Origin of the sequence: Pseudomonas sp. NFR16 (assembly GCF_900108875.1) — a bacterium.
Classification (GTDB): Bacteria; Pseudomonadota; Gammaproteobacteria; order Pseudomonadales; family Pseudomonadaceae; genus Aquipseudomonas.
Map to the genome: position 1 here is coordinate 218,479 of NZ_FNYJ01000004.1, position 17,325 is coordinate 235,803.

The window sequence follows — 17,325 nt, forward strand, 5'->3', positions numbered from 1 at the left end:
CTGATTAGTTGCCAATCTATGCTCAAACGCCTTGCCTGGCTGGCGCTCTGTGTCTGCGCCCCGCTGTATGCCGCGCCTCATGTCGACAATGATCGTTTGCAGCAACTGGCCCAATCCAGATTCTGGATTTCCATCGGCCACTACGAAGCCGGCAAGCTCGGTGGCTGGCGAAGCTACGTTGATGACCCGAAATTTTTCCTCGCTGCCAACGGTGCTCACGACCCGAAGGCCGAGCTGGCCGCGACCCTGGAGGCGATTTATCGCCCCGTGGTGCCAGGCAAAGAAGACCTGCATCCGCAATGTGTTTACCCCTCGCGCACGCGTTTTCTGCGCGACGAATTGAAGCTTGCCGATCTGCCCGCCGTCGACTGCAAGGAGTTCAACAAATGGTTCTCCGACGTCGCCCCGGACAGCACGGTATTGATCTTTCCGGCTGCGTATCTCAACAGCCCGTCTTCGATGTTCGGCCACACGCTGTTGCGCATCGATCAGGCTGACGTGCAGGCCAACAAAACCGCGCTGCTCAGTTACGCGATCAACTTCGGCGCCTACATCGAAGGTTCGGACAACAGCATCCTGTACGCCTGGAAAGGCCTGATGGGCGGCTATCCCGGGCTGTTCGCGCTGGTCCCGTATCAGGAAAAACTCTCCGAGTACCGCAGTCTGGAAAACCGCGACCTGTGGGAATACCGCCTTAACCTGACGCCAGAAGAAACCCGGCGCATGGTCGAGCATGTGTGGGAACTCAAACAGATTCGCTTCGGCTATTTCTTCTTCGATGAAAACTGCTCGTATCGCCTGCTGGAGTTGCTGCAGGTGGCCCGTCCGAGCCTGAACCTGACGCCGCAATTTCGTCTGACCGCGATTCCGACCGACACCGTTCGCGCCGTCAAGGACGCAGGTCTGGTGGAAAAAATCGACTATCGGCCCTCCAAGGAGCGCGAGCTGCTCAGCCGTGCCGAGCCCTTGAGCCATGACGAGCAACAGTGGGTGCTCAAGGTCAGCGCCGACCAGCAACAAATGCAGAGCGCTGATTATCTGGCCCTGCCCAAGGACCGACGCGCGTTGATTCAGGACGCGGCGTATCGACTGGAGCGCTACCGCGCCAATGGCCAGGAGCGGGATTCGGCGCGAGCGCAGCGCAGTTATGACTTGCTGCGGGCCATCAGCACCAACCCGCCCCCGGCGCTGGAAATCGAGCGCCCCGGATTGCCTGAGGACGGCCACGAATCGCGAACCTGGCAACTGGGCGCAGGCACGCGTGACAACGAGGCTTTCGCCGAGTACGGCCTGCGCATGGCCTATCACGACTTGAACGACAACGCCTACGGATTTCCGTTGGGCGCTCAGATCGAGATCCTCCAACTGAAGTTGCGTCAGTACGAGGACAGCCGCTGGCAGTTGCAGCAACTGGACCTGGCGACGATTCGCTCGCTCACACCGCGCAATGACTTGTTGCAGCCGTGGTCATGGCAGGTCGCGGGCGGCCTGGAGCGCGTGCTGGGCAAGCACGGCGACGAGAATCTGGTAAGCCATGTCAACGGCGGTGCCGGCGGAACCTGGAAACTGGGTGACGACGTGCTGGGCTTTGCGCTGGGCACCGTGCGGATCGAGCACAACAATGACTTCGACGCGCTGGTCTCACCCGCCGCCGGTTTCGACACCGGCGTTCTGTGGCGCAACGGGCTGGGCAACCTCAGCCTGGAGACCAAGGGCGACTATTTCATCAACGGCGAAGTGCGGCGCACGATCAGTCTGAATCAGCAGTGGGAACTGTCACGTAACCTTGGGCTGCGCCTGAGTGCGCAACGCGAATTCAGTCAATTGAGCTCGCCGGTGAACGAGGTCATGCTGGAATTGAAGTGGTATCACTATTGAGTGGCGAGTTGCTGATTTTTCAGCGCAATGACCGACGCCTTCCCGGCTGAAGCCGGTCCTACGAATGCACGCGGCGCTCAGTAGGGTCGGTTTCAGCCGATCCTAGTAGGACCGGCTTTAGCCGGGAAGAGGCCAAACCCGGCCACGCAGTGTACGCGGTGTTTTAGCCGACCCTCAGTAAGACCGGCTTCAGCCGGGAAGAGGCCAAACCAATTTCGCCGGTGCACGCGGTGTTGTAGTCGACCCTCAGTAGGACCAGCATTAGCCGAAAAGAGGCCAAACCGGCCACGCAGTGTACGCGGTGTTTTAGCCGACCCTCAGTAAGACCGGCTTCAGCCGGGAAGAGGCCAAACCAATTTCGCCGGTGCACGCGGTGTTGTAGTCGACCCTCAGTAGGACCAGCATTAGCCGAAAAGAGGCCAAACCGGCCACGCAGTGTACGCGGTGTTTTAGCCGACCCTCAGTAGGACCGGCTTCAGCCGGGAAGAGGCCAAACCAATTTCGCCGGTGCACGCGGTGTTGTAGTCGACCCTCAGTAGGACCGGCACTAGCCGAAAAGAGGCCAAACCGGCCACGCAGTGTACGCGGTGTTGTAGTCGACCCTCAGTAGGACCGGCACTAGCCGAAAAGAGGCCAAACCGGTCACTCTCAGTGCGTGCCAAGTCACAGTGCCTGCTGAGCGTGCATCGCGGTATAGCCTTCCTCCTCGATGAGTCCGACCACCCGCTCCGCCGCCAGCTGGCTTTGCACCTTCACTTCTCCCTTCGCCAGATCGACCTGCACCTGCGCCGACGGGTCTTGACCCTGAATGGCATCGGTAACGGCACGCACGCAATGTGCGCAGGTCATGCCTTGAACGTTGAATACCTGCATGGGTGACTCCTCATTCCAGTGAAAAACAGTGAATGACGGCATCTTCGACCTTCCCATCATAGGAAGGTCAAGTTTCTGGTCAATCTGCCGGGCTGGTATTCCGCGATGCCCTGAGCCAAAGTGTTTCATCCACGAATATCAGGAGAATCGGCCATGCGCTGGTCAGCCTTCCGCATCGCAGGTTTCATCGGCCTGCTGGCTTCCGCTTCCTGGGCTCAGGCCGATCAGGACTACGGCGTGCTCATCATTTCCCGTGAGCGGCTGGAAGTCGCAACGTCCTGCGAGATCGGCATCTACATGCAAGACCAACTGGTCGGTCGTCTGTTCCAGGAAGAATCCCGCTCATTCAACCTGCCCGCGGGCGACCTGTCCGTTCGCCTGCGCGTACTGCCCGGCCAGATGCCCGGCTGTTCGCCAGGCATCGAGGCGCAGAACAATACGCGCCTGCATATCAATGCCGGCGACGTCCTCAAATACCGCATCGCGTCCGGGCCACAGGGCATGTATCTGAAGAAGGCCGATCTGAATTACTGAGGGCTTGGGGCACACGCCGCCCTGCCGCTAGCTCTGTGAAAAATCGGGACTTGACCTTGCCAACGTGGCAAGGTTGATCCTTGTGGGCAACAGCCTCAAGGAGTGATCTCCATGTCCAGTCCCGTCACCTTCGATCTGCCGATCACCGGCATGACCTGCGCCAGTTGCGCGGGTCGTGTCGAACGCGCGTTGCGCAAAGTCCCCGGCGTGCAGAGCGCCACCGTCAACCTGGCCAACGAACGCGCTCACGTCGAAGTGCTCGAGCAGGTCGACCCTGCCAGCCTCATTGCCGCTGTCGACAAGGCGGGCTACGGCGCCAGCCTGGCGCAGGATCCTGCAACTCAGGCTGCCGATCAGCGATTACGTCACGACAATGAGCGCTGGCATCTTTTGCTGGCCATCGCGCTGGCGCTTCCGCTGGTGCTGCCGATGCTGGTGCAATCACTTGGCGTGCACTGGATGCTGCCGCCGTGGGTTCAGTTTCTACTGGCAACACCCGTGCAGTTTTTCCTCGGCGCGCGTTTTTACGTCGCGGCTTACAAGGCCGTTCGGGCGGCCGCCGGCAACATGGACCTGCTCGTTGCACTGGGCACCAGCGCCGGTTACGGCTTGAGCCTTTATCAATGGTTGACCGCGACGCCCGGCAGCATGCCGCATCTGTACTTCGAAGCGTCGGCGGTGGTCATCGCGCTGGTACTGCTCGGCAAATACCTGGAAAGCAGCGCCAAACGCCAGACCGCCAGTGCAATTCGAGCGCTGGAGGCTCTGCGGCCTGAACGGGCGATTCAAGTCATCGACGGCCAGGAGCGTGAAGTGGCGATCAGCGCGCTGAAGGTCGGCGATCAGGTGCTGGTCAAACCCGGCGAGCGATTTCCGGTGGACGGCGAGGTCATCGAAGGTCAAAGCCACGCTGACGAAGCGCTGATCAGCGGCGAAAGCCTGCCCATCCCCAAGCAACCCGGCGACAAGGTCACCGGCGGCGCGATCAATAGCGAAGGTCGGCTGCTGGTGCAGACCCGCGCCCTGGGCGCCGAATCAGTCCTGGCGCGCATCATTCGGTTGGTCGAAGAGGCGCAGTCGGCCAAAGCACCCATCCAGAAGCTTGTGGACAAAGTCAGTCAGGTGTTCGTACCGGTCGTGTTGCTGATCGCTGCAGTCACGTTGAGCGGCTGGTTGCTGGCAGGCGCTTCGCTGGAAGCTGCGCTGATCAACGCCGTCGCGGTGTTGGTCATCGCCTGCCCTTGCGCACTGGGCCTGGCCACGCCGACCGCCATCATGGCCGGCACCGGCGTCGCGGCACGCTACGGGATTCTGATCAAGGACGCCGAAGCCTTGGAGCGCGCTCACAGCGTCACCGCGGTGGTCTTCGACAAGACCGGCACACTCACTTCCGGCACGCCGCGCATCGCCCACATGACGGCCGTCGACGGCGACGACAACATGCTGTTGCAACAGGCGGGCGCATTGCAGCGCGGCAGCGAGCACCCACTCGCCAACGCTGTGCTGGATGCGTGCAGCGCGCGTGGGCTCAAGCCTGAGCAAATCGAGAACAGCCGCTCGCTGGCCGGACGAGGCATCGCAGGCACACTGGATGGCCGCGACCTAACACTGGGCAACAGGCGCCTGCTGGAAGAAAGCGACCTCGACATGGGCGCGCTTGCAAACGCCGCACAACAGTGGGAAGCCGAAGGCCGCACGTTATCGTGGCTGATCGAACTGAAACCCGCGCGCCGGGTGCTGGGCCTGTTCGCCTTCGGGGATACCCTGAAGCCTGGCGCCGCTCAGGCCATCGAGCAACTGAGCAGGCGCAACATCAGCAGTCATCTGCTGACGGGTGATAATCGCGGCAGCGCGAACGTCGTCGCACAAGCACTGGGGATCACCGACGTTCACGCCGAAGTCCTGCCCGCCGATAAAGCCGCAGCAGTGGTCGCACTGAAAAAAACCGGTGTGGTGGCCATGGTCGGCGACGGCATCAATGACGCACCGGCCCTGGCTGCGGCTGACATCGGCATCGCCATGGGCGGCGGCACCGACGTTGCCATGCACGCATCGGGTATCACCTTGATGCGCGGCGATCCAAGGCTGATTCCGGCGGCGCTGGACATCAGCCGCAGGACCTACGCGAAGATCCGTCAGAACCTGTTCTGGGCCTTCGTCTACAACCTCATCGGCATCCCGCTCGCGGCGTTCGGTCTGCTCAACCCGGTGCTGGCGGGCGCCGCAATGGCCCTGTCCAGCGTCAGCGTCGTCAGCAATGCCTTGCTGCTCAAAACCTGGAAAATGACCGGGCACACGTCCGATCAAGGAGACGCGCCATGAACATCGGCCAAGCAGCAAAGCAAAGCGGCCTGAGCGCCAAGATGATTCGCTACTACGAATCCATCGGCCTTTTGCAGGCCGCAACCCGCACCGACAGCGGCTATCGCCTGTATGGCGCCAACGACCTGCACACCCTGGCCTTCATCAAACGCTCCCGCGATCTCGGGTTTACCCTGGAAGAGGTCGGCAAGCTGCTCACCCTGTGGCAAGACCGTGGTCGCGCGAGCGCCGACGTTAAAGCATTGGCGCACAAACATATCGTCGAGTTGAACCAGAAGATCGAAGAGCTCGCCGGACTGCGGGACACGCTGCAGGACCTCGTGGAGCATTGCCAGGGCAATGACCGACCGGACTGCCCGATATTGAAGGATCTGGAGTCGGGTGGGTGTTGCGCTCCAAAGTGAGCGGAGAATATACCGAGCGTTAAAACACTTCGCGATAACCACTATCACCAATCAATATGAAGCGCGGGCGCAGTAACGCCAGCACTGGTCTATCCCTTTAACTCGGGGAGCAAAACTGACATCGACTCCAGGCGGTGAGGGCTATATAACCGTCGTTCCAAACTGATTAAGGCCTTGATATGAAAAAACGCCAAGCAGTGATGACTTGGCGTTTTCGGTTTACTGCATCCACGGCGGAGGCGGTTCTTCGGCTTTATCGGCCGGGGAGTCATCGGCGTTGCGGGCGGCCTGGCGGCGCGCTTCGTCACGCTGCGCCGCTTCGATCTCGCGCAGCACGCTGTTGACGTCGGCGACGTCATCGGGATCTGCGAACACACCGGTCAACACCGTGGCCGGGGACAGCGTGCCTGCCTCGTAATAGGACCACATTTCCCGAGCGAAACGGGTCTGCTTTAATTCAGGCGCAAAGCGACCGAAGTACGAAGCCATGTTGCCGACGTCGCGCTCCAGCATGCTGAATGCGTGGTTGTTGCCTGCGGCGTCGACCGCCTGAGGCAGATCGATGATCACCGGGCCGTCCGGAGAAAGCAGCACGTTGAACTCGGAAAGGTCACCGTGCACCAGTCCGGTACACAGCATGAGCACGATCTGCTGAATCAGAAAGGCGTGATACTCGCGCGCCTGATCGGGCTCGAGGGTCACGTCATTGAGACGCGGCGCCGCATCGCCATACTCGTCACTGACCATTTCCATAAGCAGCACGCCTTCAAGGAAGTCGTACGGTTTTGGGACTCTCACACCGGCGTTGGCGAGCCTGAACAGCGCGGCCACTTCGGCATTTTGCCACGCGTCCTCGGCCTCCTTGCGGCCGAATTTCGACCCTTTGGCCATGGCTCGAGCATCACGGCTGTTGCGGACCTTACGGCCCTCCTGATACTCCGCAGCCTGACGGAAACTACGTTTGTTCGCCTCCTTGTAAACCTTCGCGCAGCGCAGCTCTTTGCCACAGCGCACCACATAAACAGCTGCCTCTTTGCCACTCATCAGTGGGCGCAGCACCTCGTCTACCAGACCGTCCTCGATCAGGGGTTCAATGCGTTTTGGAGTCTTCATCAGCTTTTATTCTGGGTCCTTCGTTGCCAAACACGCGATTGCTGCTCGTTATACGGCAATCCTTTGCCAGCGAGTAGGGGGTCAGGCCGATTGAATCCGTTCGGTTGGTCCCAAGACATGACCTACTCCTTGGCAAGCAGCTTTCATGCCCGCAGATCGATATTGGCCGAATTGAAACGCCAAATTTCGACGATCGACAGACAGCGGTAGTTTTTCGGCCACACGGGCACTGTATTGTTCAGATGCTGAAGAGCTCACCTGGTGTCGTACCAAAAAAGCCCTTGAAAGCGGCAATGAAAGCAGAGGTTGAATCATATCCGCACATCAGGGCCGTGTTTGTCACACTCTCACCCGCCTGCAACGGATTGAGCGACGACAATAGCCGAGCTCTCTGGCGCCAGCTGCGAAAGCTAAGCCCGGTTTCACGTTGAAACAATCGCGTCACGGTTTTTTCCGACATGTTTAACCGTACCGCCCAGCTGGAGAGCGAGGACGATAGATCGGGTGTCTTGATCAATTCGTCACACAGCTTCAACAAATGTGGGTGACGAGGCAACGGCAGCGAAAACCCTACCTCGGGTAGAACAGCAAGCTGGTCAAGCAATACTCGAACCAGCCGAGACTCACTGCTGCCAGCCTCGGGATAATCAGCCGGCAATTGGCAGAACGCCTTGATCAATTCCCGTGCAAGGGGCGTGACTTCCAGCACTCGACAGCGCGAATTCGCCCAGAGGCAGTCCTGCTTGCGCACGTACAGGCTGCGCATCTCGGCACGCGTCGACGTCACCACCTCATGATCCAGTCCGGCCGGAATCCACACTCCCCATTGCGGCGGCGCGAAAAAGCTGCCTTGTTCGGTATGTACCCCCAAAACGCCACTGATGGCGTAGGAAAACTGCACCCATTCATGACGATGAGTCGGCGTCCACGAACCAGCGCTCAGGCTTTCGGCCCTGGCATAGAGTGGACGCGGCAGATCAGTCAGCTCTGGAAGCTGGCGCTGAGTTTCGGGGTTGCGCGATAGGCCAAGTCCGCTGTGGGGCATATGTGTGCCTTTTGTCAGAAGACGAGAGTTTACGCCCCCGCTCCAAAATTTTGGCGGTCGCAGGACGCCGTATCGTGCCTTGCGTGAAACAAGCGCACCTGGTGTACGAACGCGCTCAACGCTCAAGTATCGCCGTCACCCCCTGCCCGCCCGCCGCACAGATCGAAATCAGCCCGCGTCCCTGCCCTGCCACGCTCAGTAACTTGGCGAGGTTGGCGACGATGCGGCCGCCGGTGGCAGCGAAGGGGTGGCCGGCTGCGAGGGAGCTGCCTTTCACGTTCAGTTTGCTGCGATCAATCGACCCCAACGGCGCGTCGAGGCCTAGCCGGGGCTTGCAGTACTCCGGGTCTTCCCAGGCCTTCAAGGTGCACAGCACTTGAGCGGCGAAGGCCTCGTGGATTTCGTAATAATCGAAATCCTGCAGCGTCAGGCCGTTGCGCGCCAGCAAGCGTGGAACGGCGTAGACCGGCGCCATCAGCAAGCCCTCTTCGCCGCGCACAAAATCCACTGCCGCCGCTTCGCCGTCCCGCCAGTAAGCCAGAACAGGCAAGCCGCGCTCGCGCGCCCAGTCTTCGCTGGCCAACAGGACGAGCGAGGCGCCATCGGTCAGAGGCGTCGAGTTGCCGGCCGTTAACGTGCCTTTCGCGCTGCGCTCGTAGGCAGGCTTGAGCGAGGCGAGCTTGTCCAGCGAGGCGTCGGTGCGCAGGTTGTTGTCGCGTGTCAGGCCGCGAAAGGGCGTGAGCAGATCGTCCTGCCAGCCTTCCGCGTAAGCGGCGGCCATTTTCTGGTGGCTCTCCAGCGCCAGTTGATCCTGTGCATCGCGCGGAATGTGCCAGGTCTGAGCCATCAGCTCGCAGTGCTGGCCCATGGACAAACCGGTGCGCGGTTCGCCGTTGCGTGGGAGTTCGGGCTTGAGGTTATGCAGGCGCAACTGGCTCAGCGCCTTGAGCTTGTCTGCCGTGGTCTTGCTGCGGTTGACCTGCAACAGTATTTGCCGAAGGTCCTCATTCACGCCAATCGGCGCATCTGAGGTCGTATCGACGCCACCGGCGATGCCGCACTCGATCTGGCCGAGGGCAATCTTGTTGGCCACCAACAGCGCTGCTTCCAGGCCCGTGCCGCAGGCCTGCTGAAGGTCATAGGCTGGCGTTTGTGGGGACAGGCGCGAGCCGAGCACGCACTCGCGGGTCAGGTTGAAATCGCGGGAGTGCTTGAGCACTGCGCCCGCCACCACTTCCCCCATGCGCAAGCCGTGCAAGTTGAAGCGTTCGATCAGGCCCTCCAGCGCGGCGGTCAGCATGTCCTGATTACTGGCGGTGGCGTACGCGCCATTGGAGCGGGCGAACGGGATGCGATTGCCCCCGACGATGGCCACGCGACGTGTCTGACTCATTGAAATCTCCTTTTTCTTTTCTGGATTTTGCAGGCATCGGTGACGCAAACATTTCGTATCGGGCCAGACGCTGTGCAGCCTGTCCAAGAGCGATCGCGAGCAAGCTCACACATACCGGATATCGGTTGGTTGAAAGTCCAATTTTTCCCAGAACCCCGAGTTGTTGCACCTACCGTAGGAGCGCGCTTGCCCGCGATCTGCCGGGGACTGGCAGCAAAACCGAAGAACGCGGTGTGTCAGGCATAACGCGGTGGTTGATTTTGCGACTGCTGTGCAGCCTTCGCGGCTAAAGCCGGTCCTACAGACGCTGCAAGCTTCCCGTAGGACCGGCCGGCTGTTACGCCGTAGGTCGTAGGGGGCGTTAAAGACAGCTGGCTCACCCCACAAGCTTTGGCAGCTAACAGCGTAGGACCTATTACCTACCAGCGTGGTCCACTGGTTTGAACCCAGACTCAAGGAGAGTGTTCCATGGCATCCGATCGCTACATTGACTTCGCCAACTCGGACATCGGTCGCAAGCTGATCGGAGCTGTCGGGCTGCCCGCCCCTGCACGTCTGGAACGCTGGCAGGCCGGGCGTCTGCGGCCGGTGGAAGGCGCCTTGCTGTTGAGTGGTGGCCCGCTGGCCGAACGCGTGAGCAGCTTTGCGCCGCGCATGACCGACGTACTGCTCAGCTTCGGCGGCGCGGTGACGGGCGCTCATCCTTGGTCCGCGGAGCAAGGATCAAAGGTCAAGGCCGTGGTCTTCGACGCGAGTGAACTGCGCCACGCCTCACAACTGTCACAGCTGCGGGAGTTCTTTCAACCGATCCTGCGCAAGCTGGAGAGCAGCGCGCACATCGTGATTCTCGCCCGCGCACCTGATACGCAGAGCGATCCCCTGGCAGCCAGCACTCAGCAAGCCATCGAAGGCTTCAGTCGCTCGCTGGCCAAGGAGATGCGCAACGGCAGCACGGTTCAGCTGTTGCAAGTGGAGGACGGCGCCGAAGATCAACTCGAAGGGGCGCTGCGCTTTTTCCTTTCGCCTAAAAGCGCGTTCATATCCGGGCAGGTGATCCGCCTGAGCGCCTGTTCTCATCAGGTGCAGGACTGGAGTCGCCCGCTGGCCGGGCGCAAGGCGCTGGTGACCGGCGCCGCACGAGGCATCGGCGCCGCGATTGCAGAGACCCTTGCCCGGGATGGCGCCGATATTGTGTTGCTGGATGTTCCACAGGCCAAGTCTGACCTGGAAGCCCTCGCCGCACGTCTTGGCGGTCAGGCGTTGGTGCTGGATATCTGTGCGCCGGACGCCGCCACGCAGTTGATCGAACACATTCCCGGCGGGCTCGACATCGTCGTGCACAACGCCGGCATCACGCGGGACAAAACGCTGGCGAACATGACGAGCGACCTCTGGGATTCGGTCCTCAATGTCAATCTGAACGCCCCACAGGTGCTGACTCAGGCGCTGATCGATGCGGGTGCATTGCACGACAACGGCAGCGTGATTCTCATGGCGTCGATCAGCGGGCTGGCGGGCAATCGCGGGCAGACCAACTACACCACCAGCAAAGCCGGACTGATCGGGCTCGCACGTGCGTTGGCGCCATCGCTCAAGGCCCGCGGCATCAGCATCAACGCAGTGGCGCCGGGCTTTATCGAGACCAGCATGACGGCGCACATGCCATTTGCCCTGCGCGAGGCCGGGCGGCGCATGAGTTCGTTGGGCCAAGGCGGCTTGCCGCAGGACGTCGCCGAGGCTGTGGCGTGGTTGAGCCAGCCGGGTTCAGGCTCAGTCAGCGGGCAAGTGCTCCGCGTGTGCGGCCAGAGCGTCATCGGCGCTTGAACCTTCTATGCTGCAACTGCAGCGCAGCCGCTGATAACGAGTCTGTAGAACGGGAGAAACTCGATGAGTGCACATTGGCGCTATCTGGACGCCCCACCGGCATTGCCCGGGCTGTTCATGCAGGCCGCGCTGCGCCGCAAGGTCAGCGGCACGCAACTGCCCGATCAGGGCCTCAGGTGCTGGGTGTCAGTGTATCCGGAGGAGGTCAGGGCCTTTTCCAAGGTCTGCGAATACGTGCCGGGCAGCCTGCTGCCGCCGACGTATCCCCATGTGCTGGCGTTCCCGTTACAGATGAAACTGCTGACGGACAAGGAATTCCCGTTTCCTTTGCTGGGGCTTGTGCACCTGTATAACCGCATCAGTATCCGCCGCCCGCTGGGGAGCGTGATCAAGGCGCAGGTCAGTGTGCGGGTGGCCCATCTCAAGCCCCATGCCAAGGGGGCGACGTTCAGCCTGATCACGCAGATCGAAGACGCGCTGGGCCTGCTTTGGGAGGAAGAGAGCACGATGTTGTGTCGCGGCGTGCATGTCGAGGGTGAACCCGAAGCGGTGCGTGAGCCCGAGCCACTGCCGATGACGCAGTTGGCGACGTGGTTCGCGCCGTCCGACATCGGGCGCCAGTACGCCAAGGTGAGCGGCGATTACAACCCGATTCATTTGAGCGATGCCAGCGCGAAACTGTTCGGTTTCCCCAAGGCCATCGCTCACGGCCTGTGGATAAAAAGCCGGGCACTGGCCGCATTGGATGATCACCTGCCCGCTTCGAATGTGGACATCTCGGTCGAATTCCAGAAGCCCGTGCGTCTGCCCAGCGAAGTGACGCTGTCGGCCAGCGCGGCCGGATCCCATGGTCAATTGAAGGTTGAAGGCAAGGAAGGGATCGTGCACATGACGGGGAGTTGGCAGCCAGCGTCGGAGTGAGAGTAAAGCTTGCGTAAGAGCGTGGCTTGTCCCGCGATGCGGCGCGAAGCGGCAGCAAATCTGTCGGTCGCGTGACATCAGGCAAAATCTACTCGCCAGGTTTGCGGCTGCTGTGCAGCCGATCGCGGGACAAGCCACGCTCCTACACCTCGAATCCCGCCGTACACCGGGCGACTGCGCTCACGGGCCTCTTGCGTCTATCCCTCATCCCCCTGAAGCTACGCACCTTCAGGAGACTTGCCCATGAACCTCGACGAACTCACTCAACGCCTGCATCGCATCCGCGATACCAACGACTGGCGACAATTTCACAGCCCGAAGAACCTGGCGATGGCGGCCAGCGTGGAAATGGCCGAGCTGGTCGAGATCTTTCAGTGGAAAACCGAAGACCAGTCGCGTCAGCTGCCAGCCGATGAACTGGCGCATGCCGGTCAGGAAGTGGGCGATATCGTGTTGTACCTGCTGCTGATGTGCAGCGAGCTGGGACTGGACATGAACGAAGTCGTTCGCGCCAAGCTGGCCGACAGCGAACAGCGGTTCAGCAAATGAGTGACCGGCACTTCGATCAGTTGGCGACGCGCTTCGCCGAAAAAATCTATGGCGGCGCCAAAGGCGCGATCCGATTGGCCGTGTTGCAGGCGGACCTGACGGAAAGCCTGCCGGGCCGCCCGCTTCGCGTACTGGATATCGGCGCCGGGCTGGGTCATATGTCGTTGTGGCTGGCAGAGCGCGGGCATGAGGTCACCCTCGCCGAACCCGCCGTACCCATGCTCGAGGGCGCCCGTCAGCGTTTCGCCGACGCGGGCCAGAAGGCCACATTCATCCAGGCGCCCTGGCAGGATCTGCCGTCGCAACTGAGCGAGCCTTACGATCTGGTGATCTGCCACGCCGTGCTGGAATGGCTGGCCGAGCCGTTCACAATCCTGCCGGTGCTGCATCAACTGACCCGAAACGATGGCTGGTTATCGCTGGCGTTCTACAACCGCGACGCGCTGGTTTACCGCAATCTGCTCAAGGGCCATTTCAAGAAAATGCGCCGCAACACCCTGGCCGGTGAAAAACAGAGCCTGACCCCGCAACAACCTCTTGATCCGCGCGAATTAGCGGCGCAACTTGGAGGCATGTGGCGAGTCGAAACCCAGAGTGGCGTTCGGGTTTTTCACGATTACATGCCAGTTGAGTTTCAGGCCAGGGCCGAACTCGCAGATTTGCTGGAAATGGAGCTCGCGCATCGACGTCACCCAAGTTTTGCCGGACTGGGGCGTTATCTGCACTGGATGTGCCGACCTGTTTGAGGCTATCTGCGGAGACCATCATGAAACGCTGCCTCGCTTTGCTCACTGCCTGTCTTGGCCTGGCTGCCTGTCAGAGCCAGAATCCTTACACCGCCGTTTCTGCCGCCATCCCACCGGCGCCGCCGCAAGCTGCCAATGCCATCGACATGACGGCGTATCCCGCAGCGCCCCGGGATTTCGGGCGCTATCGCAACTGGACCTGGCTGAACGGGCAATTGCCGCCCGGCACGATGTGGGCCGACTCGTCTCAGGTGGCCGAAGCTATCAGCAATGGCCTTGATCAGCGTGGCCTGCGCCCTTCGCAGAACCCGCAAGGCGCAGACCTGCGCGTGACGGCCAACACGCGGATGGAAACCCGGCTGCGTCAGGTGCGCGACGATTATTACGATCCTTACTACGGCGGCGCCGGGGTGGGCTATTACGATGGCTATCGGCGTGGTTACGGCGGCTACGCCAGCGTGCCGATCGTGCGCACGTATCAGGAGCAGGTCGTTGTCGTGAGCATCAGCATGTTCGACGCGCGCAGCGGCCAGCCGGTCTGGAGCGCCAGCGCCGAGACCAGCAGCGGCGGCGATCAGTCAGACCGCGCCAAGGCGCTGCGTCAGGCGGTGCAACGCGCCTTGACCGCCTACCCGCCGTCCTGATCCACGCTGTCTTCTCATCAGTCAGTGCTTCTGGAGAATCATCATGTTCCGCTGTATCGCTGTCGTGTGTGTCGCCCTGCTGCTCAGCGCCTGCCAGACCGATCGGGTCAACCGTGACTTCGACGCACAGCGGGATTTCGGTGGCTATCGAACCTGGGCCTGGAAAGAACCCGGCCTGCAATATCAACCGGACGATCCCCGCATCAAAAGCGACCTGACCGAACAGCGCATTCGCCAGTCGGTCGGCGAACAGCTCGACCAGCGCGGGCTGCGCATGGCGGCACCCGGCGCCCGTGCCGATGTACAGGTGCAGGCGTGGCTGATCGTCGAGAATCGCCAGCAAATGGTCACCACCAACTATGGCGGTGGCGGCTACTGGGGCAATCCGTGGGGCGGTTACTGGGGCGGGCCAATCGGCTCCGAGACGCGTAACGTCGATTACAAGGTGTCGACGCTGCAGATCGACATGCTCGATGGCAAGGACGGCAAGCTGGTCTGGCGCGGCAGCACCGAACAAATCGTCAATGACGGCACCGCCAACCCGGCAGCGCGTGAGCTGGCGTTGCGCCAGACCGTGCAGAAAATCCTCCAGCAATACCCGCCCAGATAGTCACAACCCTGACCAGTTGCACCTGACCACTCGAATCTGACCTGCGCAGCTCGCTGACGCCGCGCAGTGTCAATCCACCACGCTGAACTCTACCCGCGCCGTCTGCCCGCTCTCATCCAGGACGCTCAACTGATAGCGCCCCAGCCGGGTGAACGTGTGGCTGTAGCTGTCCTGGTTCGCCGTGTCGCCAACCGGCGCGCCATCGATGAACCACCAGCGGCGACCCGTGCCGCCGAGCGCCGACAACTTCAGACGCAGCAATTGCTGACTGCCAGCCGGCAAGCGCAACTGATCGCCCTCACGAACACCGACGATCGACAGCGCCGGCGCAAGGCTCAAACCCTGCGGCGGGCAGGCGGGATCACTGGCAGGCAAGCGCGCCTCTCGCCGCTCGGCCTTGGGCAACCACGGTTCCAGCGCCGAAGGCCAGAGCGCGACCTCACGTGGCTGCGCCTGTGGACACCCGGCCGCGACGCGCAGGCCGGCCGGGTTCACCCAGATTGTTTCCGTCAGGCCCAACCCCAGTGGCTGGTCGGTCGCTTGCAGCGTCGGCGGCGTCGTGCCGTCCAACGTCCACGCAAAACGCTGCCGTCGGCAGTTCGGATCGCTCTTGCTCATCGGCTGCCCCAGCGGCCAGCACACCGCCGCGACACCCACGCTCAACGGCACCGGCAACACCGGCGCAGCAATGTTGCGCTGAGCGTCGCGGTTAACCAGCAGGTCGTGAATCTGCAACATCATGGGTGCAGCCGAGGCGAGCCCGAACTGCCCCGGCACTGGTGTGCCGTCCGGTCTGCCAATCCAGACACCGATCAGAAATCTGGGGCCTACGCCGATCGACCACGCATCCCGAAAGCCATAACTGGTGCCGGTTTTCCACGCCAATTGAGGACGTTGTACGAGCGCTGCGTGCGGGTCCAGATCAGGGCGTGACTGACCGCTCAAAATGCGCCGGATGATCCAGGCCGCACCCGGCGACATCATGGGTCGGTCGCGCAGGCGATCGTCGGGCTGCAAGCGGATATCGGCACTGCGCCCTCCTCGCGCGAACACGCTGTAACCGCCCACCAGATCTTCCAGACGACTGCCCGCGCCGCCGAGAATCAACGCGAGATTAGGCTCGGCCAGTGGCGGCAGGGTCAATGGCACGCCGCCGTTGCGCAGTTCGGCCGCAAAGCGCTTCGGGCCATAGGCTTCGAGCAGCTGAACCGCGGGCAGGTTGAGCGACATCGACAGCGCCGAACTGGCGGCGACGGGCCCGTTGAAACCTGAAGAAAAGTTGCCCGGCCGATAATCGCCGTATCGCCTCGGCACGTCCTGCAGAAGCGACTCAGAGTGGATCAGCCCGGCGTCCATGGCTTTGCCGTACAGGAAGGGTTTGAGCGTAGAGCCGGGCGAGCGCAGGGCACTGACCATGTCCACATGACCGAAGCGTCTGGCGTCGCCAATGTCCACTGAACCAACGTAGGCGCGCACCGCCATGTTCTGCGCCTCGACCACCAGGATCGCCGCCGAAGTCCGCTCAGGCAGCCGCGCACGCCAGCCCATCAACAGGTCTTCGAGCCTGCGCTGCAAGCCGGCGTCGAGCGTGGTCCGTATCAGCGGCGGACTGTCGGGTCGGTTCAAGCGACGGGCCAGCAGCGGCGCCAGACTCGGCTCCTGCCGCGGCGCCAGCAGCAAGGGTTCTTCGAGCGCCTCGTCGATCGCCTGCTGCGGCCAGGTGCCAAAGTCGGCCAGACGTCTGAGCACCTTGTCCCGCGCGGCCTGCGCACGTTGCGGATGCCGATCGGGGCGCAGCCGGCTCGGCGCCTGTGGCAACACGGCCAGCAGGGCGGCATCGGCGCGGGTCAATTGCCGGGACGATTTGCCAAGGTACGCCCAGCTCGCCGCGGCGACGCCCTGCAAGGTACCGCCGAAAGGTGCGCGATTGAGATACAGCAGCAGAATGTCCTGCTTGGACAGATGCCACTCCAGCTGCGCAGTACGCCATAACTGGCGCAACTTGCCGGGTAACGTGCGTGAATGTGGATCGAGCAGCCGGGCGACTTGCATCGACAGCGTGCTGCCGCCAGACACCACGTGACCGCCGCTGAGGTTCTGCCAGGTCGCCCGCGCCAGCGCCATCGGGTTCACGCCCGGATGCTGGTAGAACCAGCGGTCTTCGTAGGTCAACAGCGCCTCAAGGTAATACGGCGAGACCTGATCGATCGTCACCGGATAGCGCCAGACGCCGTTGGCATCGGCAAAACGCCACAGGGGCGTGCCGTCTTCAGCCAGCACCACGCGCGCCAGATCGTCCCTGGGCAGCGGCAGCGGCCAGATGCGGTCAGCGAGCCAGAGCAGCAGACACACCAGCAAAAACCCTGCAACGGTCCACCGCAGTAGGCGGCGAGAGGCCAGCCAGAGACTCTGCGTCCTGCAGCCGTTCACAAGAAATCCGCGCTTCATGCCCGACTGCCTTTATGCTTC

General features: G+C 62.0%; 15 protein-coding genes. 10 read left to right on the top strand and 5 right to left on the bottom strand.

The annotated features are described in order from the left end of the window. Positions 1 to 18 precede the first annotated feature (18 nt). Positions 19 to 1,878 (top strand): Lnb N-terminal periplasmic domain-containing protein, encoded by a 1,860-nt coding sequence (locus BMZ10_RS17105; RefSeq protein ID WP_093464760.1) that lies wholly within the window; start codon positions 19 to 21, stop codon positions 1,876 to 1,878. A gap of 663 nt (positions 1,879 to 2,541) precedes the next feature. Here BMZ10_RS17105 and BMZ10_RS17110 read toward each other — a convergent pair. Further along, positions 2,542 to 2,751 carry a heavy-metal-associated domain-containing protein gene (locus BMZ10_RS17110; protein WP_093464763.1) on the bottom strand — a complete coding sequence of 70 codons (210 nt, stop codon included), beginning with the start codon at positions 2,749 to 2,751 and terminating at the stop codon, positions 2,542 to 2,544. 153 nt (positions 2,752 to 2,904) lie between these two features. On the opposite strand from BMZ10_RS17110, the gene BMZ10_RS17115 reads away from it, so the two are divergent. The 3 genes from BMZ10_RS17115 (at position 2,905) to cueR (ending at position 6,011) form a co-directional block, all read left to right on the top strand. Further along, positions 2,905 to 3,285: a hypothetical protein gene (locus BMZ10_RS17115; RefSeq protein ID WP_093464765.1), complete on the top strand. Its 381-nt coding sequence runs from the start codon at positions 2,905 to 2,907 to the stop codon at positions 3,283 to 3,285. 111 nt (positions 3,286 to 3,396) lie between these two features. Beyond that, positions 3,397 to 5,607 carry a heavy metal translocating P-type ATPase gene (locus BMZ10_RS17120; protein ID WP_093464768.1) on the top strand — a complete coding sequence of 737 codons (2,211 nt, stop codon included), beginning with the start codon at positions 3,397 to 3,399 and terminating at the stop codon, positions 5,605 to 5,607. After that, positions 5,604 to 6,011 carry a Cu(I)-responsive transcriptional regulator gene (gene cueR, locus BMZ10_RS17125; protein ID WP_093464771.1) on the top strand — a complete coding sequence of 136 codons (408 nt, stop codon included), beginning with the start codon at positions 5,604 to 5,606 and terminating at the stop codon, positions 6,009 to 6,011. Before BMZ10_RS17120 ends, cueR begins: the two co-directional genes overlap by 4 nt. 219 nt (positions 6,012 to 6,230) lie before the next feature. Here the strand turns inward: cueR and BMZ10_RS17130 are convergent, their stop codons facing one another. The 3 genes from BMZ10_RS17130 to BMZ10_RS17140 all read right to left on the bottom strand — a co-directional run bounded on the left by BMZ10_RS17130 (position 6,231) and on the right by BMZ10_RS17140 (position 9,562). Beyond that, a complete protein-coding gene (locus BMZ10_RS17130) occupies positions 6,231 to 7,124 on the bottom strand; it encodes a PA4780 family RIO1-like protein kinase (RefSeq protein ID WP_093464774.1) in 894 nt (297 codons plus the stop codon). A 238-nt stretch (positions 7,125 to 7,362) separates the two neighbouring features. Beyond that, a complete protein-coding gene (locus BMZ10_RS17135) occupies positions 7,363 to 8,169 on the bottom strand; it encodes an AraC family transcriptional regulator (RefSeq protein ID WP_093464777.1) in 807 nt (268 codons plus the stop codon). A 115-nt stretch (positions 8,170 to 8,284) separates the two neighbouring features. Beyond that, positions 8,285 to 9,562, bottom strand: coding sequence for an acetyl-CoA C-acetyltransferase (locus BMZ10_RS17140; RefSeq protein ID WP_093464779.1), 1,278 nt, complete (start codon positions 9,560 to 9,562; stop codon positions 8,285 to 8,287). Positions 9,563 to 10,030: 468 nt separating this feature from the next. On the opposite strand from BMZ10_RS17140, the gene BMZ10_RS17145 reads away from it, so the two are divergent. From BMZ10_RS17145 to BMZ10_RS17170, 6 genes are all read left to right on the top strand, one after another. After that, positions 10,031 to 11,386: a 3-oxoacyl-ACP reductase gene (locus BMZ10_RS17145; RefSeq protein ID WP_093464782.1), complete on the top strand. Its 1,356-nt coding sequence runs from the start codon at positions 10,031 to 10,033 to the stop codon at positions 11,384 to 11,386. Positions 11,387 to 11,449: 63 nt separating this feature from the next. After that, positions 11,450 to 12,307: a MaoC family dehydratase gene (locus tag BMZ10_RS17150; protein WP_093464785.1), complete on the top strand. Its 858-nt coding sequence runs from the start codon at positions 11,450 to 11,452 to the stop codon at positions 12,305 to 12,307. Positions 12,308 to 12,550: 243 nt separating this feature from the next. After that, on the top strand, positions 12,551 to 12,856 hold the full coding sequence (locus BMZ10_RS17155; protein ID WP_093464788.1) for a nucleotide pyrophosphohydrolase: 306 nt from the start codon (positions 12,551 to 12,553) through the stop codon (positions 12,854 to 12,856). After that, the gene (locus tag BMZ10_RS17160) at positions 12,853 to 13,602 is read left to right on the top strand and encodes a methyltransferase (RefSeq protein ID WP_093464791.1); all 750 of its coding nucleotides are present in this window, start codon (positions 12,853 to 12,855) and stop codon (positions 13,600 to 13,602) included. Before BMZ10_RS17155 ends, BMZ10_RS17160 begins: the two co-directional genes overlap by 4 nt. 20 nt (positions 13,603 to 13,622) lie before the next feature. Further along, complete coding sequence (locus tag BMZ10_RS17165; RefSeq protein WP_093464794.1) at positions 13,623 to 14,246, top strand: DUF4136 domain-containing protein; 624 nt, start codon at positions 13,623 to 13,625, stop codon at positions 14,244 to 14,246. A gap of 43 nt (positions 14,247 to 14,289) precedes the next feature. Further along, positions 14,290 to 14,856, top strand: coding sequence for a DUF4136 domain-containing protein (locus BMZ10_RS17170; protein WP_093464797.1), 567 nt, complete (start codon positions 14,290 to 14,292; stop codon positions 14,854 to 14,856). Positions 14,857 to 14,925: 69 nt separating this feature from the next. Here the strand turns inward: BMZ10_RS17170 and pbpC are convergent, their stop codons facing one another. Then, complete coding sequence (gene pbpC, locus BMZ10_RS17175; RefSeq protein ID WP_093464800.1) at positions 14,926 to 17,304, bottom strand: peptidoglycan glycosyltransferase PbpC; 2,379 nt, start codon at positions 17,302 to 17,304, stop codon at positions 14,926 to 14,928. Positions 17,305 to 17,325 lie beyond the last annotated feature (21 nt).

Coding starts and splice junctions, on each gene's coding strand:
- BMZ10_RS17165 (WP_093464794.1), top strand. CDS start 13,623: ATGAAACGCTGCCTCGCTTTGCTCACTGCCTGTCTTGGCCTGGCTGCC.
- BMZ10_RS17145 (WP_093464782.1), top strand. CDS start 10,031: ATGGCATCCGATCGCTACATTGACTTCGCCAACTCGGACATCGGTCGC.
- BMZ10_RS17160 (WP_093464791.1), top strand. CDS start 12,853: ATGAGTGACCGGCACTTCGATCAGTTGGCGACGCGCTTCGCCGAAAAA.
- BMZ10_RS17105 (WP_093464760.1), top strand. CDS start 19: ATGCTCAAACGCCTTGCCTGGCTGGCGCTCTGTGTCTGCGCCCCGCTG.
- BMZ10_RS17130 (WP_093464774.1), bottom strand. CDS start 7,124: ATGAAGACTCCAAAACGCATTGAACCCCTGATCGAGGACGGTCTGGTA.
- BMZ10_RS17155 (WP_093464788.1), top strand. CDS start 12,551: ATGAACCTCGACGAACTCACTCAACGCCTGCATCGCATCCGCGATACC.
- cueR (WP_093464771.1), top strand. CDS start 5,604: ATGAACATCGGCCAAGCAGCAAAGCAAAGCGGCCTGAGCGCCAAGATG.
- pbpC (WP_093464800.1), bottom strand. CDS start 17,304: ATGAAGCGCGGATTTCTTGTGAACGGCTGCAGGACGCAGAGTCTCTGG.
- BMZ10_RS17170 (WP_093464797.1), top strand. CDS start 14,290: ATGTTCCGCTGTATCGCTGTCGTGTGTGTCGCCCTGCTGCTCAGCGCC.
- BMZ10_RS17140 (WP_093464779.1), bottom strand. CDS start 9,562: ATGAGTCAGACACGTCGCGTGGCCATCGTCGGGGGCAATCGCATCCCG.
- BMZ10_RS17110 (WP_093464763.1), bottom strand. CDS start 2,751: ATGCAGGTATTCAACGTTCAAGGCATGACCTGCGCACATTGCGTGCGT.
- BMZ10_RS17120 (WP_093464768.1), top strand. CDS start 3,397: ATGTCCAGTCCCGTCACCTTCGATCTGCCGATCACCGGCATGACCTGC.
- BMZ10_RS17115 (WP_093464765.1), top strand. CDS start 2,905: ATGCGCTGGTCAGCCTTCCGCATCGCAGGTTTCATCGGCCTGCTGGCT.
- BMZ10_RS17135 (WP_093464777.1), bottom strand. CDS start 8,169: ATGCCCCACAGCGGACTTGGCCTATCGCGCAACCCCGAAACTCAGCGC.
- BMZ10_RS17150 (WP_093464785.1), top strand. CDS start 11,450: ATGAGTGCACATTGGCGCTATCTGGACGCCCCACCGGCATTGCCCGGG.